The sequence below is a fragment of the Actinospineispora acaciae DSM 45401 genome, assembly GCF_000620785.1.
Lineage (GTDB): Bacteria > Actinomycetota > Actinomycetes > Mycobacteriales > Pseudonocardiaceae > Pseudonocardia > Pseudonocardia acaciae.
Genome location: NZ_JIAI01000003.1, coordinates 377,905 through 404,097, shown reverse-complemented (window position 1 = coordinate 404,097; position 26,193 = coordinate 377,905). Strand labels below are relative to the sequence as shown.

Sequence of the window (26,193 nt, the reverse complement as noted above, 5' to 3'; positions counted from 1 at the left end):
GTAGGGCCAGCCCTACCGCGGGGGCGGCGGTGGGCTGGATGGGAAAGAACTGGCGGTGCGCTTAGCGTCGTGCACTATGAACGGCATGCCCGCGGCGACCACTCCCGAGTCGTCGAACCGAACCCCGTCTCATCCGCAGCCGCCGTCGTACGCGCCCGATGTTCCGCCCCGCTCGCTGTTCGCCAGGCTGATCGCGGACTCCGCGTACGTGCTCACCGCGTGGATGATCGCGCTGGTCGGGTTCGTCGTGTTGATCACGATGGTCTCGGTCGGGGTGGGCACGCTGGTCACGGTGGTCGGGTTCCCGATCCTGGCGCTGGCGCTGTTCGCCGCGCAGGGGTTCGCGGTCCTGGAGCGGACCCGGATCCGGGTGGTAACCGGGACCGAGGTGCTGGTGCCGGCGTACAAGTCGCTGCGCGAGGGCTCGCTGCCCAGCCGGGTGATCCGGGTGTTCTCCGACGGGCGGCGGTGGCTGGACCTGCTCTACGGGCTGCTGGCGCTGGTGCCGAGCCTGATCGTGTTCCCGATCGCGCTGGCCTGGTGGATGGTCGCGGTGGTCGGCGTGGCGTACCCGCTCTACGACTGGGCGATCCCGCGCGGGCCGGGGGACACGGGGCTCTCCGAGCTGATCGGCCTCGGCGACTCCACGCTCGCCAGGATCGGGGTGAACTTCGCGCTCGGCATCGGCGCCGCGGTGACGCTGCCGGCGGTGATGCGCGCGCTGTCGCTGCTGCTGTCCGGGTTCGGCCGGGGGATGCTGACCCGCCAGCGCGCCGAGGTGCTGGCCGAGCGCGTCTCGGCGCTCACCGAGAGCCGGGCGGCCGCCGCGTCCGCCGAGGCCATCGCGCTGCGCAAGCTGGAGCGCGACCTGCACGACGGCCCGCAGCAGCGGCTGATCAGGCTGGCCATGGACCTGGGCGCCGCGCAGCGCCGGCTGCGCACCGACCCGGACGCGGCCGGCCCGCTGATCAGCGGCGCGATCGAGCAGACCAGGGAGACGCTGGAGGAGCTGCGCGCGCTGTCCAGGGGGATCGCCCCGCCGGTGCTGGCCGACCGGGGCCTGGCCGCCGCGCTGGCCGCGCTGGCCGCGCGCTGCCCGGTGCCGGTGAGCCTGGAGACCGAGCAGGTGGAGGCGCACCGGTTGCCGGCCGCTGTGGAGAACGGGGCCTACTTCGTGGTTGCCGAGGCGCTGACCAACGTGGCCAAGCACAGCGGCGCCACCGCCGCCACCGTCCGGCTGGTGCGCGACGATGACGTGGTGCGGGTGCTGGTGACGGACAACGGGCGGGGCGGGGCGCATCCCGCCAAGGGGCACGGGCTGGCCGGGCTGATCGATCGGGTCCGGGCGCTGGACGGCGAGCTGGTGGTGGACAGCCCGCTGGGCGGGCCGACGGTGATGGTCGCGGAGCTGCCCGAGAGTAGCGCCAGCGGAACGAGCATCGGCACAGAGGTCACCGAGGGGGACCGGGCCTGATGCGGGTGGTGGTCGCCGACGACTCGGTGCTGCTCCGGGAGGGGCTGGTGCGGCTGATCGAGGAGTCCGGGAGCAAGGTCGTCGCCGCGGTGGGGGACGGGCCGTCGCTGGTCGCGGCGGTGGGCGAGCACGAACCTGATGTCTCGGTGGTGGACATCAGGATGCCGCCGACGCACACCGACGAGGGGCTGCGCGCGGCCGTCGAGATCCGCGCCGAGCACCCGGGCGCGAAGATCCTGGTGCTGTCCCAGTATGTCGAGGTGTCCTACGCCGGTGACCTGTTCGCCGACCGCGAGGGCGGGGTCGGCTACCTGCTCAAGGACCGGGTGACCGACGTCGACGAGCTGACCGACGCGCTGCGCCGGGTGGCCGCCGGGGGCACCGTGCTGGACCCGCAGGTGGTCTCGCAGCTGTTCGCGGCCCGCCGCGACCCCCTCGCAGCGCTGACCCCGAGGGAGGGGGAGGTGCTCGCGCTCATGGCCGAGGGCCGCACCAACACCGCGATCTGCCGCAAGCTGGTGGTCAGCGAGGGCGCGGTGGAGAAGCACATCGGCAACATCTTCGGCAAGCTCGGGCTGGCCCAGTCCGACAGCGACCACCGGCGCGTGATGGCGGTCCTCACCTACCTGCGGCTCTAGCCCGTGAGCTAGTCGTTGCACGGGCGTCACGCGGGGCCACGCCGGGGTAACGCGCGCTGCCTAGCGTCCGCGCCATGGCTTGGATCGAGCACTGGGAACCCGAGGATCCGTCGTTCTGGGAGCGGACCGGTCGGCGGATAGCCGTCCGAAACCTGTGGTACTCGATCTTCGTCGAGCATGTCGGGTTCTCGGTGTGGACGCTGTGGTCGGTGTTCGTGCTGTTCATGGGGCCGGAGTACGGGGTAGACGCGGCGGGGAAGTTCTTTCTGGTGTCCACCGCGTCGCTGGTCGGGGCGGTGCTGCGGGTGCCGTACACGTTCGCGGTGGCGCGGTTCGGCGGGCGCAACTGGACGGTGATCAGCGCGCTGTTGCTGCTGGTGCCGACGGTGGCGGCGGCGTTCGTGCTGAAGCCTGGCACGCCGTACGGGACGTTCGTGCTGATGGCGGCGCTGGCCGGGTTCGGCGGCGGCAACTTCGCCTCGTCCATGACGAACATCAACACGTTCTTCCCGGAGGGCCGCAAGGGGCTCGCGCTCGGGCTCAACGCGGGCGGGGGGAACATCGGCGTGGCGGTGGTCCAGCTGGTGGGGCTGCTGGTGATCGCGGCGGCCGGCGTAGGACGGCCGTGGCTGCTGCTGGCGGTGTACATCCCGCTGATCGTCGTCTCGGCGGTGTGCGCGGCGCTGTTCATGGACAACCTGGTCACGGTTCGCAACGACACCGGCGCGGCGCGGGAGGCGCTGGCCGATCCGCACACCGCCGTGATGTCGGTGCTCTACATCGGGACGTTCGGCTCGTTCATCGGCTACAGCTTCGCGTTCGGGCTGGTGCTGCAGAACCAGTTCGGCCGCACGCCGCTGCAGGCCGCCGCCGTGACGTTCCTCGGGCCGCTGCTCGGCTCGCTGGTCCGACCGGTCGGCGGCTGGCTGGCGGACCGGGTCGGCGGCGCGCGCGTCACGTACTGGAACTTCCTGCTGATGGGTGCGGCCACCGCGGTCTGCATCGCGGCGTCGTCGCCCGCGCTGTTCACCGCCGGGTTCATCGGGCTGTTCGTGTTCTCCGGGGTGGGCAACGGGTCGACGTACAAGATGATCCCGGCGATCTTCCGGGCCAAGGAACTGGCGGCCTCCAACGGCGGCGCCGAGCCCGACCTCGGCCGGGCCCGGCGGGTGTCGGGCGCGGCGATCGGGATCATCTCGGCGGTCGGCGCGCTCGGCGGGCTGCTGATCAACCTGGCGTTCCGGCAGTCGTTCGCGGCCACCGGCGGGGGCGTGCCGGCGTTCTGGGCGTTCCTGGCGTGCTACCTGGCCTGCGCGGTGCTCACCTACCTGGTGTACGGGGCGTCGCGCGAGCCGGCGCGGGCGCCCGCGTACGCAGGCGTGTGAACCTCCGGGAAGCCGAACGCCGCGACCAGCGCGGGTTCGTGGAACTTGACCACGCGGGAGACGCCGGTGGCGGTGGGGGCCAGCACCACGGCGCCGTCGGCTCGCAGCGCGCCGCCGCCGGTGTCCCGGTGGTAGACGACGGCGGCGGGCTGGCCGTTGGCGGTGGTGGCGATCATCCGCCAGTCGCCCGGCGCGCCCAGCACATACGTGTCCAGCAGGTGGACGCACATCGACCGGCCGGACCGCCAGTCGCGGAACGGCGTCGCCTCCAGCGTGGCGTCCGCGCGCAGCACCCGTTCCAGCAGGGCGGCGTCGGAGCGCTCGAACGCCGCGATGTAGCCGTCCAGCAGCGCGCGGGCCCGCCGGTCGGTCGGTTCGAGCAGGTGCTCGGGCTCGGGCTCCAGCTCGTCCAGTCGGGCGCGGGCACGCTGCAGGCCGCTCTTCACCGCCGCGGTGGTGGTGTCGAGGATCGCCGCGGTCTCGGCGGCGGAGAACGCCAGCACCTCGCGCAGGAGCAGGATCGCGCGCTGGCGGGCGGGCAGGTGCTGCAGGCTCGCGACGAGCGCCAGCCGCACCGACTCGCGCGCGACCACCACCGCGGCCGGGTCGTCGGCGGGCGCGGCGATCCACGCGTCCGGCAGCGGTTCCAGCCAGGAGACCTCGCCCGGCGGGACGGGGCTCGGCACGGTGTCGGGTTCGGTGCACGGGCCGGTCAGGCCCGAGGGCAGCAGCCGGATCCGGCGCGGCTCCAACGCCTTCAGGCAGACGTTGGTCGCGATCTTGTAGAGCCAGGAGCGGACGGACGCGCGGCCCTCGAACCCGGAGTAGGAACGCCACGCCCGCAGGTACGTCTCCTGCACCAGGTCCTCGGCGTCGTGCGCGGAGCCGGCCATGCGGTAGCAGTGCGCCAGCAGCTCGCGCCGATACCGCCCGGTCTCGGCCTCGAACCGAGCGTGGTTCACACCGCGAGCCTGCCACCCGCTCAGGGCAGCAGGGCCAGTTTGCCGACGGTGGCCCTGGACTCCAGCTCGGCGAGCGCTTTCGGGCCGTCGGCAAGGTCGTAGGTGGTGGGCCGGGCGGGGGCGAGGACGCCGTCCGCGATGAGCGCGAACATCTCGCCCATGAGCTCGCCGAAGATCCGCGGCGCGGCCTGGGCCAGGACGCCGATGTTCAGGCCGATGAGGTGGACCTGGTGCTTGTAGACCAGCTCCCGGTTCGTGACGGCGGCGTCGCCGGCGGCCATGCCGAAGACGACGACGCGGCCGGTGACCCGCTTGGTCGCGGCCAGGCTGGCCTCGAGGGTGGCGCCGCCGACCGACTCCAGCACCAGGTCGACGCCCGCGCCGCCGGTCAGCTCCAGGACCTCGGCGGCGAGGTCGGAGCCGAGGGAGTCGATGACGTGGTCGGCGCCCAGCTCGCGGACCACGTCGTGCTTGCCGGGCGAGGCCGAGGCGAGCACCGTCGCGCCGTAGTGCTTGGCCATCCTCACCGCGGCCTGGCCGGTCGCGCCGGCGGCGGCGTGGATCAGCACGGTCTGGCCCTCGGTCACCCCGCCCAGCGGTTTGAGCGCCGCCAGCGCGGTCGGCCAGCTCACGACCAGGCCCAGCGCCTGCTCGTCGGCCCAGCCCGCCGGCACCGCCGCCGCAGCGGCCGAGGGCAGCGCCATGTACTCGGCGAACGCGCCGCCGGTGATGCCGACGCCGATGACGTGGGCGCCGGGCTCCAGGCCGGTCACCCCCTCGCCGACCGCGACGACCTCGCCGGCGCCCTCGATGCCCGCCAGGTACGGCGGCTTCGGGCCGGCCGGGAACGTGCCCCTGGCCTGCGAGAGGTCGACGAAGTTGACGCCGGCGGCGGTGACCCGGATCAGGGCCTCCCCCGGGCCGGGGCTGGGTACCGGCGCGTCGGTGACCAGGCGCAGGTCCCGTGGGCCGTTCAGGGACGTCTGCCGCAGCGCGCGCATGGTCGCGGGAACCTTCATGTGCTATCAGGCCTTCCGTCTCGGCGTACATGTACGGGAGACGCGAGGGCGCGCCTTCCGTACATGTAGATCCCGGCCGCCACGGAAAGGAATCGTCAGGTGATGTCGGCGCTGTCCACCGCGCGCAGGATGTGCGGGGCGAACATCTCCGAGCGGGTGTGCGAGAGGCTGACCCGCTGCAGCTCGTAGGGCCGCAGCCGGCGCTCGAACCGGAGCCGTTCCACGATCTTCCAGCGGAACGCCTGCAGCGCGCCCTCGATCGGGACGTCGTCCCAGCGCTTGTTGAACCGGGGCAGGATCAGGTTCTGCACCGCGCCGGGGTAGTACCTGTCGTCCTGGATGGAGTAGACCTGGTGCAGCCGCAGCAGGTCGCCGTCCAGCTCGGTGGTCTCCAGCGTGGTGCTCAGGTTGCGGCCGCTGAAGCTGCACTGGTGCTCGTCGGGCCGGGTGCCCCGCTGGCAGAAGTTGCGGACGGTCCGTGACTTGCCGGCCGCGCTGGCGGTCAGCTTCGCGTTGTCCGCGACCAGGATCCACTCCAGCACGGCGCTGGACATGATCCGCAGGTCGATCGCGTACTCGCCCCGGTTCGGCGTCCAGACCAGCACCGGGTCGTCCTGGTCGGACCACATCCGGATGCGCTGGCTGAACATCGTGTAGCCGTCGTCGAGGCGGTGCCGGTGCCAGACCCTGGCGCGGTGCTCGAGCGTGTCCAGGCTGGCCCGCGCGGCGCCGTGCAGCTCGGCGAGGCTGGCGATCACCTCGTCCACCCAGACGTAGCTGGGCAGCACCAGCACCAGGTCAACGTTGGACCCGGGCTCGTCGCCGGACGCGCCGCGCACGCTGAAGTAACGGCCGTAGTTGAGCGACCCGCCGAGGATGCACGAGGTCGGCAGGTCGGCCAGCACGGACTCCAGGTGGTTGAGGTCGCGGAACCGGCGTGCCGTCTCGACCATCGTCTCGTACGGGCACGGCCGCCGGTAGGGCCGGCGCGGGTCGTGCTCGGAGGTGTACTGGATGAACCTGTCGAAGCGGGCGTCGTCGTAGAGCTGCTTGAACAGCGACCCGGTGATCCGGTTGGCGCCCTCGGCGTTGCCCAGGATGCCCAGCCCGTGCAGGATCAGCTGCTCCTCGCGGCCGTGGTAGTTGGCCGCGATCCGGGCCAGCGCCTCGGCCAGGAAGTCCGGGATCGCGTCCGGCATGAACCGCCCGCCGTGGTCGTCGGCCAGCTCGACGCACTGCCGGTAGGCGCCCTCGACCAGGTCCCAGTCCGCGTTCGTGTGCGCCGTGCGCAGCACGTCGGCCACCTGCTGCTCGTGGTCGAACACCGGCGTCACCCTGGGCAGCTCCGGCAGCGCCCGCGGCGGGACCGCGTCGACCCGCCCGCGCAGCGCGAGGATCTCGGTGGCCAGCTGCTCGATCAGCTCGCGCTCGTAGCTGCCCCGGTAGGTCTCGATGCTGACGCCCTGCTCGCGGGAGGCGTTGCGCCTGCGGTCGGCCGCCTTGAGCAGCTTGTGCCCGGGCTCCAGCCCGAACGTCAACCGGGCCGCCTTCGCCTCCCTGCTCTCCCCGAGCCCGCTCACCGCCTGCAGCAGCAGCGACTCCACGCCCAGGTCCTGGGGCGAGTCCGGGCCGAGCAGGCCGAGCGTGGCGGCCGCGTCGAGCAGGTGCGGGATGTCCAGCGTCCGCGCCCGATACACGCCGTGCAGGCGCAGCAGCTTCAGCTCCGCGCAGAGGCCGGCATGCACGTCCGATCCCTGACCCCCCATGACCTGATGCTCCCCGAGAAACGCCCGGCATTCAACCGGCGGTCACCAGTATTTGCCCTGATCACCAGGGTAGACCGATGCCCTGCACGGGTGGGGGACGAAATTGCAGGAAGAAATTTATGGAGGTCGGTGGTCATGGGGGTGACCGGAACGCTGTTGATCGCTTGTGCCGCATTCCTGGTCGGGTTCCCGGCCGGTGCCCGGTTCGAGGAGCTGAACCTGAGGTGGCGCGAGCGGCGGCTGGCGAACGCGCGGCGCGCGCTGGTGCGGACCGACGGCGGGGCGTACGTCCTCGGTGAGTTCGAGAGCATGTCCGACCGGCCGCGTCGGGACTGGGGCCGCGAGCGGGACGTCGTTGCGGGGCTCGGCGAGGGGCTCGGCGAGGGGGAGGCGGTCGAGCTGCCGGTGCGCGAGTCGTACCTGCCGCCTCGGCAGCCGGCGGCCTAGGGGCGGTGCCACCCGCCCGGCGGCCACGCCAGGCCGCCGAGCCGAGATCGACACCAGCGCCGTCCAGGGGGCTCGACGCGCGGGTGTCGATCTCGGTGCACCGGGACGCGGTGAGCGTCCTCGTGCGTGGTCGAAACGGCTCGGAAACATGGCGGCAACCGGTGGCGTCGAGCATTCCGGCATGCCGGTGGCCGCACGAACCGAGACCGAGTCCGAGACTGAGACCGAGACGCATTGCCCGTACTGCGCGCTGCAGTGCGGGATGACGGTGGACTCGGGCGCGAGGGTGCGGCCGAGGCGGTTCCCGACGAACGCCGGCGGGCTGTGCCAGAAGGGCTGGACGGCTGGCGAGCTGGTGGGCCACCCGGAGCGGCTGGTCACGCCGCTGGTGGACGGCTCGCCGGCGTCGTGGGACCGCGCGCTGGGGCTCGTGGCGGGGCGGTTGGCGCGGCTGCGCGCGGAGCACGGGCCGGACTCGGTGGCGGTGTTCGGCGGGGGCGGGCTGACGAACGAGAAGGCCTACCTGCTGGGCAAGTTCGCCAGGGTCGCGCTCGGTACCTCGCTGGTGGACTACAACGGGCGGTTCTGCATGTCCTCCGCGGCGGCCGCCGGCACCCGGGCGTTCGGGCTGGACAGGGGGCTGCCGTTCCCGGTCACCGACCTGGACGAGGCCGAGGTGGTGGTGCTGGTCGGGGCGAACGTGGCGGAGACCATGCCGCCGTTCGTGAGCCACCTGAGCGAGGCGCGGCAGGTGGTGATCGATCCCCGGGAGACGGCCACCGCGCGCCAGGCCGTGGCGGCGGGCGGGCTGCACCTGCGGCCGGCGCCGGGCACGGACCTGGCGTTGGCGCTGGGCATGCTGCACGTGGCGGTGTCCGAGGGGCTGGCCGACGCGGTGTATCTAGACCGACGGTCGGTCGGTTTCGAGGAGGCGTGGCGCGTCGCGGCGTCCTGGTGGCCGGAGCGGGTCGAACGGGTCACCGGGGTGGCGGCCGCCGACCAGCGGTCGGTGGTACGGATGCTCGCCGGTGCGCGGCGTCGTTACCTGCTCACCGCGCGCGGGGCCGAGCAGCACGCGCACGGCGTGGACACCGTGACGGCGTGGATCAACCTGGCGCTCGCGCTGGGCATGCCGGGCACGCCGGGCAGCGGGTTCGGCACCCTGACCGGCCAGGGCAACGGCCAGGGCGGCCGCGAGCACGGGCAGAAGGCCGACCAGCTGCCCGGCTACCGGCGCATCGACGACCCGGCCGCGCGTGCGCACGTGGCGGGGGTGTGGGGCGTGCCGGCGTCGTCGCTGCCGGGGCCGGGGTGTGGCGCGGTGGAGCTGCTGGGTTCGCTGGGCCGGCCGGGCGGGCCGCGCGCGCTGCTGGTGTTCGGGTCCAACCCGGTGGTGTCCGCGCCGGACGCGGCGGCGGTGCGCTCGCGGTTGGCGGCGTTGGACCTGCTCGTGGTGGCGGATCCGTTCGTGTCCGAGACCGCCCGGATGGCCGACGTGGTGCTGCCGGTCACGCAGTGGGCCGAGGAGGAGGGGACGGTGACGAACCTGGAGGGACGGGTGCTGCGCCGCCGCCGCGCGCTGCCCCCGCCGCCGGGGGTGCGTACCGATCTGGAGGTCCTCTCGGCGCTCGGTGCCGCGCTGGAGGCGCCGTCCGCGTTCCCGTCCGAGCCGGAGGCGGTGTTCGAGGAGCTGCGGGCCGCGTCGGCCGGCGGGCCGGCCGACTACTCCGGGATCAGCTACGCGCGGCTGGACGCGGGCGAGGCGCTGTACTGGCCGTGCCCGTCCGCCGAGCACCCGGGCACGCCCAGGTTGTTCCTCGACCGGTTCGCGCATCCCGATGGCCGGGCACGGTTCATTCCGGTGGAGCACGTCGGCCCGGCGGAGCGGACGGACCCGGAGTTCCCGCTGTGGGCCACCACCGGCCGGGTGCTCGCGCACTACCAGTCCGGCACCCAGACCCGGCGGGTCGCCGAGCTGGCCTCGGTGGAGCCCGAGTCGTTCGTCGAGGTGCACCCGGACACCGCGCGGCTGGCCGGCCTGGGCGACGGTGCGCGCGCTCGGGTGGTGTCCCGGCGGGGCGCGGCGCGGGCGGTGGTGCGGTGCGCGCCCGGGTTACGAGCCGACACCGTGTTCCTGCCGTTCCACTTCGCGGGCGAGCAGGCCGCGAACCTGGTGACCAACCCCGCGCCGGACCCGGTCAGCGGGATGCCGGAGTTCAAGGCGTGCGCGGTCCGCCTGGAGCCGGAGTAAGTCTTGGGGCGGTCACGCGGTGAGGGGAGCGTAACGGGGTCGTCATCGAGGGTGCCGTGGTCGTAACGAGCGGTTCCTAGCGTGGCGGTCGTGTCTCGTCGGGTAGTCGTCGTCGGCAACGGGATGGTCGGCGCGCGTTTCATCGAGGCGGTCCGCCGCCGTGATCCGGATGCGGTGCGCGCTCGGGTCGCGGTGTTCGGGGCGGAGCGGCGGGCGGCGTACAACCGGGTGTTGTTGTCCAGCGTGCTGGCCGGCGGGTTGAGCGCGGACCAGGTGCGGCTGCACGATCCGGGCTGGGCGAGTGAGCACCGCGTCGAGCTGCGCACGGGCGTGCGCGTCACCGAGATCGACAGGGCGGCGCGGCGGGTTCTGTGCGACGACGGCGCGAGCGAGCCCTATGACGAGCTGGTGCTGGCCACCGGCAGCCGGGCCTGGATGCCGCCGACCGAAGGGCTGGTCACGAAGGACGGGCGGCCGGCGGAGGGGGTCGCGGCGTTCCGCGACCTGGACGACTGCGCGCGGATCCTGGAGCTGGCCCGGCCGGGTGGGCGGGTGGCGGTGCTCGGCGGCGGGCTGCTCGGGCTGGAGGCGGCGCGCGGGCTGGTCGGGCGCGGGGTGCGGGTGAGCGTGCTGCACCCGGTCGAGCATTTGATGGAACGGCAGTTGGACAGCGGCGCCGGGGCGGTGCTGGCCGCCGCGCTGGGCCGGCTGGGGGTGGACGTGCGGTTGGGCGTGCTGGCCAAGAGGTGGACTCCCGGCGAGGGGCTGGAGTGCGACGACGGCGGCCGGCTGGCGGTGGACGCGGTGGTGGTGGCCGCCGGGGTGCGGCCGGAGGACGGGCTGGCGGCCGCGGCCGGGATCGCGGTGGACGGGGGCGTGCTGGTGGACGACCGGATGACCAGCTCGGACGACCGGGTGCACGCCATCGGCGACTGCGCGCGGCACCCGGGCACGGTGTCCGGCCTGGTGCAGCCCGGGTTCGAGCAGGCCGAGGTGCTCGCCGACCTGCTCATCGGTGCCGACCCGGCCGCCCGTTACCGAGGCTCGCCGCTGGTCACCCGGCTCAAGGCGCGCGACATCGACCTGGCCACCGCGGGCGACGGGCTGGCCGAGGACCCCGGCGACGGCAGCGTGGAGGTGCTGCGGCTGCAGGACGCGCGGCGGGGGCGTTACGCCAAGCTGGTGCTGCGCGGCGACAGGCTGGTCGGCGCGATCATGCTCGGCACCCCGGACGCGGCCGCGTCGATGATCCAGCTCTACGACTCGGGGCGGCCGGCGCCGTCGGACCGGCTGGCGCTGCTACTCGGGCGCGCGCTGCCCCCGGAGGGCGCGGCGGCGCCGTCGCCCGCGCACCTGCCGGCCGCGTCGGTGATCTGCCGGTGCAACACGGTGACCAAGTCCAAGCTGGTGACGGCGTTCCGGGCGGGGGCGGCGGACCTGGACGGGCTGGTGCGGGCCACCAGGGCGAGCACCGGGTGCGGCGGCTGCCGGGACGCGGTCGCGGGCGTGCACGCCTGGCTCACCGCGGCCGAGGGGACGGCCTCGTGAGACGGCTGGTGGTGGTCGGGCACGGCATGGTCGGGCATCGGCTGGTGGAGGCGATGCGGCGGCGCGATGTCGACGGGCGCTGGCGGATCGTGGTGTTCGGCGCGGAGCGGCGGCCGGCGTACGACCGGGTGGCGCTGTCCAGCTACTTCGAGGGCGCGGACGAGCGCGGGCTGCGGTTGCCCGAGGTGGACGGCGTCGAGCTGCGGTTGGGGCAGCGGGTGGAGTACATCGACGCGGACACAAGGATGGTGCGGACCGCGGACGGTGAAGGGGTCGGGTACGACGCGCTGGTGCTGGCCACCGGCTCGGACCCGTTCGTGCCGCCGGTGCCAGGGCACGACCTGCCGGGCTGTTTCGTCTACCGCACGCTCGACGATCTAGACGCGATCAAGGCGGCGGCCGCGCGGGCGGTGGCCGGGGACGGGCCGGGGCGGCGCGCGGGCGTGGTGGTCGGCGGTGGGCTGCTCGGGCTGGAGGCGGCCAGGGCGCTGCGGCTGCTCGGGCTGTCCCCGCACCTGGTGGAGATCGCGCCCAGGCTGATGCCCGCGCAGGTCGACGAGGGCGGCGGCGCGCTGCTGCGGCGGCTGGTCTCCGAGCTCGGGGTGGCGGTGCGCTGCGGGGTGTCGGTGCAGGCGATCGAGGCCGGGCACGACCGGCGGCTGGTCACCCGGCTCTCCGACGGCGTGGAGCTGGACGCGGACGTGGTGGTGTTCTCCGCCGGCGTGCGGCCGTGTGACGGGTTGGCGCGGCGCGCCGGGCTGCGGGTCGGCGAGCGGGGCGGGGTGCTGGTCAACGACGCGTGCCGCACCTCGGACGAGCGGATCTACGCGGTGGGCGAGTGCGCGGCGGTGTCCGGGCGCAGCTACGGGCTGGTCGCGCCCGGGTACGCGATGGCCGAGGTGGTGGCCGACCGGCTGCTCGGCGGGCGGGCCACGGTCACCGCCTCCGACCTGGACACCTCGACCAAGCTCAAGCTGCTCGGCGTGGACGTGGCCAGCTTCGGCGACGCGCACGGCGACACCGAGGACGCGCGCGAGGTCGTGGTCGGCGACGCGGTGGCGGGCTCGTACCAGAAGCTCGTCGTGTCCGAAACAGGCACGCTGCTCGGCGGGATCCTGGTCGGGGACGCCTCCCGGTACGCCGCGCTGCGCCCGCTGGTCGGCACGAAGCTGCCGGCCGACCCGGTCGCCATGATCGCCCCGGGCGGCGTGCAGGTGGGCGCGGACGCGCTGCCGGACGCCGCGCAGGTGTGCTCCTGCAACGCGGTGACCAAGGGCGCGCTGCGGGAGGCCATCGCGGGCGGGGCGCACGACGTTGCGGCGCTCAAGGCGTGCACCCGTGCCGGCACCGGCTGCGGCTCCTGCGTGCCGGCGCTCGCCTCGCTGCTCGCCGCCGAGGGCGTGACCGTGTCCAAGGCGCTGTGCGAGCACTTCGCGCACACCCGCGCCGAGCTGTTCCAGATCGTGGCGAGTACCGGGATACGGACGTTTTCAGAGCTTGTTGAAAAGCATGGCACCGGACGCGGTTGTCACGTCTGCAAACCGGCGGTGGCCTCGATCCTGGCCTCGCTCGGGTCCGGGCACATCCACGATGGCGAGCAGGCGACGCTACAGGATACGAACGACCATTTTCTGGCGAACCTGCAGAGAAATGGTACGTACTCCGTCGTACCGCGCATTCCGGGCGGCGAGGTCACCCCGGACAAGCTCATCGTCATCGGCGAGGTGGCGCGCGACTTCGGGCTGTACACCAAGATCACCGGCGGGCAGCGGATCGACCTGTTCGGCGCGCGGGTGGAGCAGCTGCCGGCGATCTGGCGGCGGCTGGTGGACGCCGGGTTCGAGTCCGGGCACGCGTACGGCAAGGCGCTGCGCACCGTCAAGTCGTGCGTGGGCACCGACTGGTGCCGCTACGGCGTGCAGGACTCGGTGAGCCTGGCCATCGCGCTGGAGCTGCGCTACCGGGGGCTGCGCGCGCCGCACAAGGTCAAGGCGGGGGTGTCCGGGTGCGCGCGGGAGTGCGCCGAGGCGCGCGGCAAGGACTTCGGCGTGATCGCCACCGAGGCCGGCTGGAACCTCTACGTCGGCGGCAACGGCGGCTTCCGCCCCCGCCACGCCGAGCTGCTCGCCGCCGACCTGGACACCGAGACGCTGGTGCGCACCATCGACAGGTTCCTGATGTTCTACGTCCGCACCGCCGACCGGCTGCAGCGGACCGCCGCCTGGATCGAGTCGCTCGCCGGCGGGCTCGACCACCTGCGAGAGGTGATCATGGACGACAAGCTGGGCGTCTGCGCCGAGCTGGACGCGGCGATGACCGGGCACGTGGCCGGCTACGCCGACGAGTGGCGCGGCGTGCTGGAGGACCCGGAGAAGCTCGCGCGGTTCACCTCGTTCGTGAACGCGCCCGACACCCCGGACCCGACCATCGAGTTCACCGACCGGCGCGGCCAGCCGGTGCCGCTGGGCACGCCGACGCTGCGGGTGGCCGGATGAGCTGGGAGGCGGTGTGCCCGGCGGCGGCGCTGCAGCCGGGGCGCGGGGTGGCCGCGCTGCTCGGCGAGCGCCAGGTGGCGCTGTTCCGGACGGACACCGACACCGTGTACGCGATCGACAACGTCGACCCGTGCACCGGGGTGGCGGTGCTCAGCCGGGGGCTCGTCGGCGATCGCGACGGCGAGCCGGTGGTCGCCTCGCCGCTGCACAAGCAGGCGTTCAGCCTGGTCAGCGGCAGGTGCCTGGACGAACCCGAGCGGCGCGTCGGGGTGCACCGGGTACGGTTGAGCGGTGGCATCGTGCAGGTCGAGGTGAGATGACGGCCCCGCCGCTGGCCGGATTCACGGTGGGCGTGACGGCCGCGCGCCGCGCGGAGGAGCTGGGCGCGCTGCTGGCCCGCCGGGGCGCGTCGGTGCTGCACGCGCCCGCGCTGCGCATCCTGCCGCTGCCCGACGACGCCCAGCTCGCCGCCGCCACCCGCGACCTGGTCGAGTCGCCCCCGGACGTGGCGATCGCGACCACCGGGATCGGGTTCCGGGGCTGGCTGGAGGCGGCCGAGGGCTGGGGGCTCGGCGAGCGGCTGGTGGCCGCGCTGCGCGACGCCACGGTGCTGTGCCGGGGACCGAAGGCGCGTGGCGCGGTGCGCGCGGCGGGCCTGGTCGACGCCTGGTCGCCGGCCTCCGAGTCGTCCGCCGAGGTGTTGGAGCACCTGCTCGCCGCTGGGGTGAGCGGGCGGCGCATCGCCGTCCAGCTGCACGGCGACCCGCTGGCCGAGCTGGTCGCGGCGCTGCGCGCGGCCGGGGCCGAGGTGGTCGAGGTGCCGGTGTACCGCTGGATGCCGCCGGCCGACCTGGCCCCGCTGGACCGGCTGACCGACGCGGTGCTGGCCGGCTCGGTGGACGCGGTGACGTTCACCAGCGCGCCGGCCGCGACCAGCCTGCTGGCCAGGGCGGCCGAACGGGGCGTGCGGGACGAGCTGGTGGCGGCGCTGCGCGGGCCGGTGTGCGCGGTGTGCGTGGGCCCGGTGACCGCCGCGCCGCTGAGCGAGCTGGACGTGCCGACGGTGCAACCGGCGCGGTCCCGGCTGGGCGCGATGGTGCGCGAGCTGGAGGCGCAGGCGCCCCGGCTGGCGCGCAGCTTCCCGGTTGCCGGGCACGTGCTGGAGGTGCGCGGGCACGCCGCGCTGGTGGACGGTTCGCTGCGCGCGGTGCCGCCGGCCGGGATGGCGCTGCTGCGCGCGCTCGCGCACCGGCCAGGGCGGGTGGTGGCGCGGGCGGAGCTGCTGCGCGCGCTGCCCGGCGGGGGCGACGACGAGCACGCGGTGGAGACGGCGATGGCCAGGCTGCGCTCCGCCCTCGGCGAGCCGGCGCTGGTGCGGACGGTGGTCAAACGCGGCTATCGGCTGGCGTTGGACGACCTCGATGGTGACGGCGGGTAGTTCCCGTCGGGAGAATTCGGTCGCCTGAGTTGGGCGTTCAGCGCATTATCGCGCCCGGGTTCGATAACGTTACGCACGCCTTTGCCGCTGCGCGTTGGGGCCGTCAATGCGGGCCTTGGTCATGACAAGTTCATCACGGCTGGGTACCGTTGTGCGTCGATCACATGCGACGTTACCGTGTGTGACGAGTGCACTCAATCGGTCGGTTCGACGACTGCGTTGATGGGGGACTGAGCGCGATGAGTGATCCGTCGGCACGTCGGTGTGCGTTGCCCGGATGTGAAGAGATCATCGAGGAGATTCCCGGCCGCCCGTACCGGAAGTACTGCTCGCCCACGCACCGCCAGGCGGCCCGCAAGCTCCGGCTCGAACAGTCCTACCAGCGGCAGGAGCAGGACCCCGAGCCCCGTTCGCCATGGGCACCCCCGGCGCCACGGACCGAGCCGGCCGCCGAGTCGGACCCGCCCACCGAGCCGGTGCCGATCCCGCCCGCCGAGCCCGAGGCGCCCCGGATCCCGGAGCCGACGCCGCCACCGGCCGACGAGCTGCCGGCGTTGGCCCCGCCGCCGTTCGCCCCGCCGCCGGCCGGCGACGTCAAGAAGGCCGCGTCTCGCCGCAGGCGCACCGAGGCCGCCGCGTTGGCCCGCAGGCGGGCGGTGGCGCTGCTCGGCGCGTTCGGCATCCTGGCCGGCGGCGGCAGCTATGTGGCCGGCAACCAGAACACGATCCCGGGGACGCCGGAGGCCGCCGCCCCGGAGGCCGCCCCGCCCCGGGTCGACCCGGCCCAGTGGGCGACCCAGGCCCGGGACACGCTGGACTCGGTGGACGACCAGCTCGCGCTGATCGAGCGGACCAAGGAGCTGTGGCGGCAGGCGCCGGTGCGGCACAACGCCGCCGACCTGCCGATCCCGGTGCGCGACCTGCTGGCCCGCGAGTCGCTGTTGAAGCAGCAGCAGGCCATTCTGCGCTCGCAGTTGGCGAACTACCAGACGCTGGGCACGGCCGGCGCCGACCTGGCCGCCGCGCAGCAGCGGATGTCCAGCCTCGACCAGATGCTGCAGGCACTGCCGCCGGTCGCCGAGTCGACCCCGGAGCAGCAGGCGTCGCGCGACCAGCTGCTCCAGCAGCGCGCCACCGCGCGCGGCCAGGTGGACGCCAAGCAGAAGGACCTGGCCGCGCTGCGCGGCGGGGTGGAGAGCGCGGCCCGCAACCCGCTGCGCGACACCGGCGCCGACATCACCGACTCCGCGGTCCGAGGCGTGGTCGACCTGACCGAGGGCAAGGACCCCGGCCGGGGTTCCGAGCAGGACCCGGGCGACAACCCGCTCGCCATCGGCCAGCGCCCGCAGACCGGCGGCCGGGAGCGGCAGGACCCCGGCAACGCCGCCCCACCGAACCCGGGTGGCGCACGGGACGGGCTGGTCGGGCCGCCCGCTGGGAGGTCCGGGGGCGGGACGGGTGGGCCGAACCTGGCGTCGCCGGATACCGGCTCCGGTGTCGGTGGGACCGTGACCGGCGCCGTCGGTCGCGCGGTGGACGTCGACGATTCGGACGACGACTCGAGCGGGCGCTCCGAACGGGCCGGCGGATCGGACGACGACTCGCGGGGCCGGGTCCGGCACCGGGACGACTCCGACTCGGTCACCGACGCGGAGAAGCTCAGGCGGGTGCGCGAGACCATGCGGCTGGTGTCGCAGGTCAACGGGTCGAGCGGCGGTGACTTGGACGACGCGGTGAAGTCCATCATGGGCTCGCAGGGCAGGTCACACCTGCCGTCCAGGCCGTCGCGGTCCGGCTCGGACACGACGACGGGGCCGAGGGCGGAGACCGGCGCACCTAAGACGGCATCACCTAAGACGGCATCACCTAAGACGGCATCACCCAAGGCAGCCACGCCCAAGGCGGCCACGCCCAAGGCGGCCGCGCCGAAGTCCGAGGCCCAGCCGAAGGCGGGCTCCGAGTCGCCGTCCAGGTCGGGTGCGCGGCCCGGTCAGGCGCGGCCCGGCTCGCGCCCGTCCACCGGCCAACCAGGCCAACCAGGTCAGCCCGCGAAGCCCTCTCAGCCCACGAAGCCCTCGGCCGGCTCGCCGAAGAAGGCGCAACAGGGCGAGGCGTCCTCGCCGCGCGGCACCGGGAAGTTCCGGACCGTGCGCGGCGAGTCGCGCAACGGCTCCGGGACGATGAACGGGTCGGGCTCACACCGCGACCGCGAGCTGGTCGGGGCGGGCTCCGGATCGGGCAGGCCGTCCCACGGCGGTGGCGGCAGGCTGCGCGAGTCCAGGTCCGGCTCGTCGTCCGACGGCGGGGGCCGGGGCGCCAAGTTCGGCTCCGGTTCGGGTACGAGCGGCGGCAAGTACACGCGGTCCTCCAGCGGCGGCGGCAAGAAGAGCAGCGCGAGCGGCCGCAGCGGCGGTGACAGCGGCCGAGGCGGCAGCCGGGCCGGCCGGGGCGGCGGCGGTCACAGCGGCGCCCACGGCACCAGCGGCGGCCACGGCGGCGGCAGCGGTAAGAGCGGCGGCGGCGGAAGCCGGGGCGGCGGCGGTAAGGGCGGCGGCGGCAAGAGCAAGGGCGGCGGCAAGCACTAGCCGGTCACCTCGCGCGGCGGACCCGCCTGTTCACGATCGTGACGCCCTCGGCCCGTAGCCTGGCGAGCTGCTCGTCGGCCAGGTGCGGCGCGCAGGTGCCGTCGGCGCGCAGCACCCGGTGCCACGGCAGGTCCTGGCCGTCCTCGGAGAGCAGCCGCCCGACCTGCCGCGCGGACGTCACCCCGGCCCGCGCCGCGACCTCGCCGTAGCTGAGCACGCTGCCCACCGGGATCGCCTCGATCACCTCACGCACCCGCTCGGCCACCTCAGGGTCCACGCCGGAAGGATAGGACAACCCCCGGACACGCCGTGCCCCGTGACCGGCCCGCTCCGGCGGGCGTGGTTCCATGCCGAACGTGACCCGTCCGCTGCTGGTTCGCCACCCGCTGCCGGCGGCCCCGGAGCCGCATTGGGACGCCACCGCGCGCCGGGTGCTCGACCACGCCGACGGCCTGCTGCGGGTGCTCGGCGCCCCGGGCACCGGGAAGACGACGGTGCTGGTGGAGTCGGTGCTGCGCCGGATCGGGGCCGGCGCCGACCCGGAGCGGCTGCTGGTGCTGGTCGGCAGCCGTCGCGCGGCCGGTGAGCTGCGCGAACGCATCACCTCACGGGTGACGGGGGAGTCCGGGCTGGGCACCGTCCGCGAGCCGCTGGTGCGCACCGTGCACTCCTACGCGTTCGGGCTGCTGCGGCTCTACGCCGGGCGGGTGGGCGACCCGCCGCCGAGGCTGCTGGCCGGGCCGGAGCAGGACGCCGTGGTGCGCGAGCTGCTGGCCGGCGAGCTGGAGGGCGACGTGCCGGGGTCCGGGTGGCCGGAGCGGCTGCGGCCCGCGCTGGAGGTGTCCGGTTTCGCCACCGAGCTGCGCGAGCTGCTGCTGCGGGCGGCCGAGCGCGGGCTCGGCCCGTACGAGCTGGCCGAGCTGGGCGCGGAGCGCGACGCCCCCGAATGGGTGGCCGCCGGGCGGTTCTACCTCGGCTACGAGCAGGTGAACCTGTTGCGCGGCGCCGGTGGGGGAGCGGCCGGGGACGCCGGCTGGGCGGCCACCGCGCCCGCCCTGGACGCCGCCGAGCTGGTCGCCGCCGCGCTGGACGTGCTGGCCGCCGACCCGGAGCTGCTGGCCGCCGAGCGCAACCGGGTCCGGCACCTGGTGGTGGACGACGCGCAGGACCTGGACCCGCAGCAGATGCGGCTGGTCCGCCTGCTCGGGTCCACGGCGGAGACGTTCCTGCTGGCCGGCGACCCGGACCAGGCAGTGCTCGGGTTCCGGGGCGCCGACCCGACAGCGCTGCGCGCCGCCGACCCGGACGGGACCCGCACCGCCGTGCTCACCGCCGACCACCGAAGCGCGCCGGTGCTGCGGGAGGCCACCGCCCGGTTGTCCGCGCGGCTGCCCGGCGTCGGCGCCCGCCGCCGCACCGCGCCCGAACGGTCCGACGCGGGCGAGGGCACGCTGGCGGTGCGGGTGTTCGCCTCCGCCGCGCAGGAGGCCCGGTGGGTGGCCGACCGGCTGCGCCGCGCGCACCTGTCCGACGGCGTGCCGTGGTCGCGGATGGCGGTGCTGGTGCGCTCCACGAACCGCTCGCTGCCGGTGCTGCGGCGCGCGCTGCTGGCCGCCGGGGTGCCGATGGCGGTGCCGGCCGACGAGCTGCCGCTGTCCCGCCAGCCGGCGGTGCTGCCGCTGCTGTTGCTGCTGCGCAGCGCGGCCCGGCCGGAGGAGATCGACGCGGACGCCGCGGTGGCGCTGCTGTCCTCCCCGCTGGGGGCGGCGGACCCGCTGCGGCTGCGCCGGCTGCGCCGCGGCCTGCTGCGGCTGCACGCGGCGGGTGGCGCGGCCGCCGACGAGACAGACGACGAGGACGGCGGCAGCGACGAGCTGCTGGTCGCGGCGTTGCGCGCCGGCGCGGACGGGGAGACCGACCCGCTGCCCACGCTGCCGGCCGCCGACACCGCCCCGCTGCGCCGGGTGGCCGAGTTGCTCGGGCTGGCCCGCTCGTCGGGCGCGGAGGGGGCCAGCGCCGAGGAGGTGCTGTGGCGGGTGTGGCAGGCCAGCGGGCTGGCCGGGCGGTGGGCGGCCGCGAGCGCGCGCCTGGGTCCGGCGGGGGCGCAGGCGGACCGGGACCTGGACGCCGTGGTCGCGCTGTTCGACGCGGCCGCCCGCTACACCGACCGGCTGCCCGGCGGCGGGGACATCGCCGGGTTCGTCCGGTACGTCGAGGACCAGCGGATCCCCGGCGACAGCCTGGCGCCGCGCGCGCCGGCCGGCGAGTCGGTGGCGGTGCTGACCGCGCACGCCGCGCGCGGGCGGGAGTGGCGGGTGGTCGCGGTGCCGGCCGTGCAGGAGGGCAGCTGGCCGGACCTGCGGCTGCGCGGCACCCTGCTGGGCGTCGAGCGGCTGGTGGACGTCGTGGAGGGCACCGAGAGCGGCTCCGAGCGGCTGTCCCGCGTCGCGCCGCTGCTCGCCGAGGAGCGGCGGCTGTTCTACGTGGCGTGCACCCGGGCGCGGGAGGCGCTGTACGTCTCGGCGGTGCGCGGCGAGGACGAGCAGCCGTCCCGGTTCCTCGACGAGCTGGACCCGCCGCCGGTAGCCAGTTCAGCGGGAGGCGCATCAACACAGCCGTCCGACGGCGTCGATCCGGACGAGCCGCGACCGGTGACCCGCCCGCCCCGGGCGCTGGTGCTCGCCGAGCTGGTCGGCGAGCTGCGCCGGGCGGCCTGCGCGCCCCCCGGCGACCCCGGCCCACCCGGGCGCCGGGAACGGGCGGTGGCCCAGCTCGCCCGGCTGGCCGCCGCCGGGGTGCGGGGCGCGCATCCCGACGAGTGGTACGGGCTCGCGCCGGTCAGCACCGACAAGCCACTGCGCGAGCCGACGGAGCCGGCCCCGGTCTCGCCCTCGGACGTCGAGAAGATCATGAAGTGCCAGCTGCGGTGGATGCTGGAGCGCCACGGCGGCGACGACGGCGCGATGCTGCCCTCGGTCACCGGCTCGCTGGTGCACGCGCTGGTGCAGGCCACCGCGAGCGGCGCCGACGAGGCCGAGGTGGAGGACTCGCTGCGGCGCGCCTGGTCGGCGGTGGACGCCGGCGCGCCGTGGTTCAGCCGCCGCGAGCTGGAGCGGGTGCGCGGCATGCTCACCGCGTTCCGCCGCTGGCTGGAGGAGACCAGGGCGGCCGGCCTGACCCAGGTCGACGTCGAACGCGGGCTCGCGCTCACCCTGCCGCCGAGCGAGGACGGCCCCGGCGTGCGGCTGCGCGGGCGGGTGGACCGGCTCGAACGTGACGCCGAGGGCCGGCCGGTGATCGTGGACGTCAAGACCGGCAAGACGGCGATCAGCGAGGACGACGCCCTGGCCCACCCGCAGCTGGCGATGTACCAGCTCGCCGCCGCGCTGGGCGCGTTCCGGGACGTGCTGGGCCGCGGTTCCGCGGAACCGGGCGGGGCGCGGCTGCTCTTCCTGGCCGACCGCCGCTCCGACGGCCGCGCCAAGGAGCGCCACCAGCCCGCGCTGGGGCCCGAGGACGTGGCCCGCTGGCGCGACCAGCTCAGGGCCAGCGCCGAGGTGACCGGAGCCGCCGAGTTCACCGCCAGGGAGAGCCCCGACTGCGAGCGCTGCGGCGTCCGCACCAGCTGCCCGCTCACCGGCGACGGCCGAGGGGTCCCGGGCCGATGACCGTCGTCCAGGAAAGAACGGAGTGGCTCACCCCCGCCCGCCTGGCCGCCGCGCTAGGTGTCCCGCCGCCCACCCCCGAGCAGGCCGCCGTGATCGCCGCCCCCGCAGAGCCCGCGCTGGTGGTGGCCGGGGCCGGCGCCGGCAAGACCGAGACCATGGCGGCCAGGGTGGTCTGGCTGGTGGCCACCGGCCAGGTGCTGCCCGAGCAGGTGCTCGGCCTGACGTTCACCCGCAAGGCCGCCCAGCAGCTCGCCGACCGGGTCCGTTCCCGGCTGCGCCGCCTCGCCGGCTCCCGGCTGCTCGACGACATCGACCCCACCGGGGCGCGCAAGGCCGCGCTCGCCGACCGGGCCGGGGACGTCACGGTGGCCACCTACCACGCCTACGCCGGCCGGCTGGTCGGCGAGCACGCGCTGCGGCTGCCCGCCGAGCCGGGCGCGCGGCTGCTGTCCGAGACCGCCGCCTGGCAGCTCGCGCACCGGGTGGTGTCCACCTGGGCGGCGGACCTGGACATCGACCGGGTGCCGGCCACCGTCACGAACTACCTGCTGTCGCTGGCCGGCGAGTTGGGCGAGCACCTGGTCGAGCCCGGCCAGCTTCGCGCGCACGCGGACTGGTTCGTCCAACTGGTGGAGAACGCGCCCCGGGCGAAGGGGCAGCGGGCCGCGCTGGCCCAGGACGTGCGCCGGATGCTGGACACCCAGCGCACCCGGGTGGCACTGCTGCCGCTGCTGGAGGCGTTCACCGCGCGCAAGCGGGCCGAGCGGGCGGTGGACTTCGCCGACCAGATGGCCATCGCCGCCCGCATCGCCGCCGAGCACCCGGACGTCGGCGCCGGCGAGCGCGCGCGCTACCGGGCGGTGCTGCTGGACGAGTACCAGGACACCGGGCACGCCCAGCGAGTCCTGCTCCGCTCGCTGTTCCGTACGGACCCAGAGGAGGAGCCGGTCGCGGTCACGGCGGTCGGCGACCCGTGCCAGTCGATCTACGGCTGGCGCGGGGCGAGCGCGGCCAACCTGCCCCGGTTCAGCACCGACTTCCCGACGCCCACGCTCCGGCCGGCGCCGAGGTACGGCCTGCTCACCAGCTTCCGCAACCCGGCCGAGGTGCTCACGCTGGCCAACGCCGTGTCCGAACCGCTGCGCGCCGGCGCGGTGAGCGTGGACGAGCTGCGCCCCCTGGACGGCGCCGCCCCCGGAACGGTCCGGATCGCGCTGCTCGCCGACGTCACCGAGGAGATCGCCTGGACCGCCGACGCGATCGCCGCCCGCTGGCACGCCGCGCTGGACGCCGGCGACCCCGCGCCGACCGCCGCCGTGCTGGTCCGCCGGCGCGCCGACATGGCCCCGATGGCCGCCGCGCTGCGCGAACGCAACGTCCCGGTCGAGGTGGTCGGCCTCGGCGGGCTGCTGGCCGAGCCGGAGGTCCGCGACCTGGTCAGCGCGCTGCGGCTGGTCGCCGACCCGCTGGCCGGCACCGCCGCGATGCGGCTGCTCACCGGGGCGCGCTGGCGGCTGGGCGCCGCCGACCTGGCCGCGCTCTGGGCGCGCGCCAAAGAACTGGCCAGGCCCCTGGACGAGACGCCCACCAAGGCGAACAACCTCGCCGACCTGGTGGACACCGCGCTGCCCGGCGAGCATGCCGAACAGGCCGGCCTGGTCGACGCGCTGGACGACCCCGGCCCCCCGGAGCGCTACTCCGAGGCCGGCTACCAGCGCATCCGCCGCCTCGCCGGCGAGCTGCTGCACCTGCGCTCGCGGGCCGGCGGGGCCGGCAGCGCGGGCTGGGCCGGCCTGTCCGACCTGGTCACCGACGCCGAGCGGGCGCTGCTGCTGGACGCCGAGACGGCGGCCCGCCCCGGCCCGGCCGGCCGCGCGCACCTGGACGCGTTCGCCGAGGTGGTCGCCGAGTTCGCGGCCGGCGCCGAGGTGCCGACCCTGCCCGCGCTGCTGGACTACCTGGCCACCGCCGAGCAGGCCGAGGACGGGCTGCGCCCCGGCGAGGTGACCGTCGCCGAGGACCGGGTGCAGATCCTCACGGTGCACGCCGCCAAGGGCCTGGAGTGGCAGCTCGTGGCGGTGCCGCACCTGGTCCGCAAGGTGTTCCCGTCCGCCGCCAAGACCGGCTCCTGGCTGACCAACCCGGCCGAGCTGCCCGTCCCGCTGCGCGGCGACGCCCCCGACCTGCCCGACCCCGAGCTGCCCGAGGACGGCGACCGCAAGGAGGTCGTGGACGCGATCAAGGCGCACAAGGAGGCGCTGGACGACCGCCGGCTGTCCGAGGAGCGGCGGCTGCTCTACGTGGCGATCACCCGCGCCGAGCGCACCCTGCTGCTCTCCGGCCACTGGTGGGGCGCCAGCGGCGACCGCCCGCGCGGCCCGTCCGAGTTCCTCGAGGAGCTGTCCCAGCTAGGGGTCGTAGAACACTGGGCGGACGAGCCGGAAGAGGACGAACCGAACCCGGTGACCGCCCAGCCCCGCACCGAGCGCTGGCCCATCGACCCGCTCGGCGACCGCCACGACGGCGTGCACCTGGGCGCACAGCTGGTCCGCAAGGCGCTGGCGAAGATCCCGACCAAGAAGCGCCAGGATCAGATGCAGCTGTTCCCGACCGGCGAGGCCCCGCCCGAGCGCGACCCCGAGAAGGACCCCGAAGGCTGGGCCGAGGACGTCGACGCGCTGCTGGCCGAGCGGGCCGCCGCCAGCATGGCCCGCCCGCAGGTGGCGCTGCCGCCGTTCCTGTCGGTCAGCCAACTGGTCGAGCTGGCCGACGACCCGGAGGCCCTGGCCGCCCGGCTGCGCCGCCCGATGCCGTTCCCGCCGAACCCCTACGCCCGCCGGGGCACCGCGTTCCACGCCTGGCTCGAACAGCGCTTCGGCGCCACCCGGCTGCTGGACCTGGACGAGCTGCCCGGCGCGGCCGACGACGGCGCCGCCCCGGACACCGACCTGGACGAGCTGCGCACCGCCTTCCTCGCCTCCGACTGGGCCTCGCGCCGCCCGGTCGAGGTGGAGGTCCCGTTCGAGACCGAGCTGGACGGCATCGGCATCCGGGGCCGGATGGACGCGGTGTTCGCCGACCCGGACGGCGGCTGGACGGTGGTGGACTGGAAGACCGGCGCCGTCCCGGACTCCGCGCGCCAGCCCGCCCTGGCCGTGCAGCTCGCCGCCTACCGGCTGGCCTGGGCGGCGCTGGCCGGCTGCGACGTGGACCGGGTGCGCGCCGCGTTCCACTACGTCCGCGCCGGCGTCACCGTCCGCCCCGCCGACCTGCTCGACGCCGAGGGCCTGCGCGCGCTCGTACGCGGCGTGCCACCGCCGGGCGAAACGGGGTTACCCTCACCGGCATGACCGCGAAGATCGTCCTCTTCGGCGCGACCGGGTACACCGGCGCGCGCACCGCCGAGGCGATGACCAGGCGGGGCCTCGCACCGGTACTCGCCGGCCGGGACCCCGCGCGCCTGGCCACCGTCGCCGAGCGGCTCGGCGGGCTGCCCACCGCGACCGCCGACGCCTCCGACCCGGCGTCCGTGCGCTCCCTGATCGGGGCCGGCGACGTGCTGGTCAGCACCGTCGGCCCGTTCGCCGAGCGGGGCGGGCCCGCGGTGGCCGCCGCCGTGGACGCCGGCGCCGTCTACCTCGACTCCACCGGCGAGCCGCCGTTCATCCGCGAGGTGTTCGAGCGGCACGGGCCGGAGGCCGAGCGCACCGGGGCCGCGCTGCTGCCTGCGTTCGGCAACGACTACGTGCCCGGCGTGCTGGCCGGCGCGATGGCGCTGACCGAGGCCGGCGTGGCCACCGCCTCGGTGCACGTCGGCTACTTCCTGGTCGGCGGGCGCGGCGGCCAGCCGTTCTCCAAGGGCACCCTGCGCTCGCTGGCCGGCGTGCTGCTGGAGCCGATGTACGCCTGGCGGGACGGCTCGCTGCACGACGAGCCGGCCGGGCTGCGGATGCGCGAGTTCGCGGTGGCCGGCAAGGACCGCCCGGCGGCGACGATCGGCGCCGTCGAGCAGTTCGCGCTGCCCCGGCTGGCCGCCACCGGGGTGGCCCCCCGGCTGCGCGAGGTGGACGTCTACCTCGGCTGGTTCGGCCCGGCCACCAAGGCCGTGCACCTCGGCTCCAAGATCACCCCGTTCCTCGCCCGCACCGAGCCCCTGGCGCGCGCGGTGAACGCCCTGGCCGGCCTGGCGGTGCGCCGAGCTTCCGAAGAACCGAGCGCCGCCGCGCTGGCGTCCAGCACCTCGTACTTCGTCGCCGAGGCCTCCGGCGCCTCCGGCCAGCGGCTGGCCTCCGTGACCCTGACCGCCCCGGACCCGTACGCGATCACCGCCGACCTGCTCGCCTGGGCCGCCGGCCACGCCGCCGAGCACGGCGTCACCGGCACCGGCGCCCTGGACCCGGTGGCCGCGTTCGGCCTGGACACCCTGCGCGCCGGCGCCGCCGAAGCGGGCATCGTCCCAGCTCACAACCCGTGAGTGGCTAGAGGTGCCATAGCACCGTTTACCACTCACGGGTGGT

At 75.2% G+C, this 26,193-nt stretch carries 17 protein-coding genes; 13 read left to right on the top strand and 4 right to left on the bottom strand.

Annotated elements, in window-relative coordinates; translation table 11 throughout:
- Window positions 1–76: 76 nt before the first annotated feature.
- The 3 genes from N912_RS66485 to N912_RS0118705 all read left to right on the top strand — a co-directional run bounded on the left by N912_RS66485 (window position 77) and on the right by N912_RS0118705 (window position 3,497).
- Window positions 77–1,474: a sensor histidine kinase gene (locus N912_RS66485; protein ID WP_211261293.1), complete on the top strand. Its 1,398-nt coding sequence runs from the start codon at window positions 77–79 to the stop codon at window positions 1,472–1,474.
- The gene (locus N912_RS0118710; RefSeq protein ID WP_028923613.1) at window positions 1,474–2,112 is read left to right on the top strand and encodes a response regulator; all 639 of its coding nucleotides are present in this window, start codon (window positions 1,474–1,476) and stop codon (window positions 2,110–2,112) included. Before N912_RS66485 ends, N912_RS0118710 begins: the two co-directional genes overlap by 1 nt.
- A gap of 74 nt (window positions 2,113–2,186) precedes the next feature.
- Window positions 2,187–3,497, top strand: coding sequence for a nitrate/nitrite transporter (locus tag N912_RS0118705; RefSeq protein WP_037065334.1), 1,311 nt, complete (start codon window positions 2,187–2,189; stop codon window positions 3,495–3,497).
- On the opposite strand, the gene N912_RS52930 is transcribed toward N912_RS0118705, so the two are convergent.
- The 3 genes from N912_RS52930 to N912_RS0118690 form a co-directional block, all read right to left on the bottom strand.
- Window positions 3,437–4,459, bottom strand: coding sequence for an RNA polymerase subunit sigma-70 (locus tag N912_RS52930; protein WP_245645328.1), 1,023 nt, complete (start codon window positions 4,457–4,459; stop codon window positions 3,437–3,439). The two genes, N912_RS0118705 and N912_RS52930, sit on opposite strands and share 61 nt — an antisense overlap.
- A 20-nt stretch (window positions 4,460–4,479) precedes the next feature.
- Window positions 4,480–5,478, bottom strand: a complete 999-nt coding sequence (locus N912_RS0118695) for a zinc-binding dehydrogenase (RefSeq protein ID WP_028923611.1) — start codon at window positions 5,476–5,478, stop codon at window positions 4,480–4,482.
- A 95-nt stretch (window positions 5,479–5,573) separates the two neighbouring features.
- Window positions 5,574–7,244, bottom strand: a complete 1,671-nt coding sequence (locus N912_RS0118690) for a hypothetical protein (protein ID WP_156993752.1) — start codon at window positions 7,242–7,244, stop codon at window positions 5,574–5,576.
- A 135-nt stretch (window positions 7,245–7,379) separates the two neighbouring features.
- Between N912_RS0118690 and N912_RS0118685 the strand changes: the two genes are divergently transcribed.
- The 7 genes from N912_RS0118685 (at window position 7,380) to N912_RS60470 (ending at window position 18,008) form a co-directional block, all read left to right on the top strand.
- A complete protein-coding gene (locus N912_RS0118685) occupies window positions 7,380–7,691 on the top strand; it encodes a hypothetical protein (protein WP_028923609.1) in 312 nt (103 codons plus the stop codon).
- A 181-nt stretch (window positions 7,692–7,872) separates the two neighbouring features.
- On the top strand, window positions 7,873–9,942 hold the full coding sequence (locus N912_RS0118680; protein ID WP_028923608.1) for a molybdopterin oxidoreductase family protein: 2,070 nt from the start codon (window positions 7,873–7,875) through the stop codon (window positions 9,940–9,942).
- Between the two features lie 90 nt (window positions 9,943–10,032).
- Window positions 10,033–11,490 carry an FAD-dependent oxidoreductase gene (locus N912_RS0118675; RefSeq protein ID WP_028923607.1) on the top strand — a complete coding sequence of 486 codons (1,458 nt, stop codon included), beginning with the start codon at window positions 10,033–10,035 and terminating at the stop codon, window positions 11,488–11,490.
- Window positions 11,487–13,985, top strand: coding sequence for a nitrite reductase large subunit NirB (gene nirB / locus N912_RS0118670; protein WP_156993750.1), 2,499 nt, complete (start codon window positions 11,487–11,489; stop codon window positions 13,983–13,985). The genes N912_RS0118675 and nirB overlap by 4 nt, the downstream gene beginning before the upstream one ends.
- Window positions 13,982–14,305, top strand: coding sequence for a nitrite reductase small subunit NirD (gene nirD, locus N912_RS0118665; protein WP_028923605.1), 324 nt, complete (start codon window positions 13,982–13,984; stop codon window positions 14,303–14,305). The genes nirB and nirD overlap by 4 nt, the downstream gene beginning before the upstream one ends.
- On the top strand, window positions 14,302–15,423 hold the full coding sequence (locus N912_RS52925; protein ID WP_037065333.1) for a uroporphyrinogen-III synthase: 1,122 nt from the start codon (window positions 14,302–14,304) through the stop codon (window positions 15,421–15,423). Before nirD ends, N912_RS52925 begins: the two co-directional genes overlap by 4 nt.
- A 269-nt stretch (window positions 15,424–15,692) precedes the next feature.
- Window positions 15,693–18,008, top strand: a complete 2,316-nt coding sequence (locus tag N912_RS60470; protein WP_028923604.1) for a hypothetical protein — start codon at window positions 15,693–15,695, stop codon at window positions 18,006–18,008.
- A 4-nt stretch (window positions 18,009–18,012) separates the two neighbouring features.
- On the opposite strand, the gene N912_RS0118650 is transcribed toward N912_RS60470, so the two are convergent.
- Window positions 18,013–18,285 carry an MGMT family protein gene (locus N912_RS0118650; RefSeq protein WP_028923603.1) on the bottom strand — a complete coding sequence of 91 codons (273 nt, stop codon included), beginning with the start codon at window positions 18,283–18,285 and terminating at the stop codon, window positions 18,013–18,015.
- 70 nt (window positions 18,286–18,355) lie between these two features.
- On the opposite strand from N912_RS0118650, the gene N912_RS0118645 reads away from it, so the two are divergent.
- From N912_RS0118645 to N912_RS0118635, 3 genes are read left to right on the top strand one after another with little or no spacing between them, the layout of a single operon-like run.
- The gene (locus N912_RS0118645; protein ID WP_028923602.1) at window positions 18,356–21,676 is read left to right on the top strand and encodes an ATP-dependent helicase; all 3,321 of its coding nucleotides are present in this window, start codon (window positions 18,356–18,358) and stop codon (window positions 21,674–21,676) included.
- On the top strand, window positions 21,673–25,026 hold the full coding sequence (locus tag N912_RS0118640) for an ATP-dependent helicase (protein ID WP_028923601.1): 3,354 nt from the start codon (window positions 21,673–21,675) through the stop codon (window positions 25,024–25,026). Before N912_RS0118645 ends, N912_RS0118640 begins: the two co-directional genes overlap by 4 nt.
- A complete protein-coding gene (locus N912_RS0118635; RefSeq protein WP_028923600.1) occupies window positions 25,023–26,150 on the top strand; it encodes a saccharopine dehydrogenase family protein in 1,128 nt (375 codons plus the stop codon). Before N912_RS0118640 ends, N912_RS0118635 begins: the two co-directional genes overlap by 4 nt.
- The last annotated feature ends 43 nt before the right edge of the window (window positions 26,151–26,193 follow it).

What these genes read in the sequence shown, in the direction of transcription:
- N912_RS0118690 (WP_156993752.1), bottom strand. Translation starts at nt 7,244, where the DNA reads ATGGGGGGTCAGGGATCGGACGTGCATGCCGGCCTCTGCGCGGAGCTG.
- N912_RS0118635 (WP_028923600.1), top strand. Translation starts at nt 25,023, where the DNA reads ATGACCGCGAAGATCGTCCTCTTCGGCGCGACCGGGTACACCGGCGCG.
- N912_RS0118645 (WP_028923602.1), top strand. Translation starts at nt 18,356, where the DNA reads ATGCCGAACGTGACCCGTCCGCTGCTGGTTCGCCACCCGCTGCCGGCG.
- N912_RS0118640 (WP_028923601.1), top strand. Translation starts at nt 21,673, where the DNA reads ATGACCGTCGTCCAGGAAAGAACGGAGTGGCTCACCCCCGCCCGCCTG.
- N912_RS66485 (WP_211261293.1), top strand. Translation starts at nt 77, where the DNA reads ATGAACGGCATGCCCGCGGCGACCACTCCCGAGTCGTCGAACCGAACC.
- N912_RS0118680 (WP_028923608.1), top strand. Translation starts at nt 7,873, where the DNA reads ATGCCGGTGGCCGCACGAACCGAGACCGAGTCCGAGACTGAGACCGAG.
- N912_RS0118695 (WP_028923611.1), bottom strand. Translation starts at nt 5,478, where the DNA reads ATGAAGGTTCCCGCGACCATGCGCGCGCTGCGGCAGACGTCCCTGAAC.
- N912_RS52925 (WP_037065333.1), top strand. Translation starts at nt 14,302, where the DNA reads ATGACGGCCCCGCCGCTGGCCGGATTCACGGTGGGCGTGACGGCCGCG.
- N912_RS0118710 (WP_028923613.1), top strand. Translation starts at nt 1,474, where the DNA reads ATGCGGGTGGTGGTCGCCGACGACTCGGTGCTGCTCCGGGAGGGGCTG.
- N912_RS0118705 (WP_037065334.1), top strand. Translation starts at nt 2,187, where the DNA reads ATGGCTTGGATCGAGCACTGGGAACCCGAGGATCCGTCGTTCTGGGAG.
- nirD (WP_028923605.1), top strand. Translation starts at nt 13,982, where the DNA reads ATGAGCTGGGAGGCGGTGTGCCCGGCGGCGGCGCTGCAGCCGGGGCGC.
- N912_RS0118685 (WP_028923609.1), top strand. Translation starts at nt 7,380, where the DNA reads ATGGGGGTGACCGGAACGCTGTTGATCGCTTGTGCCGCATTCCTGGTC.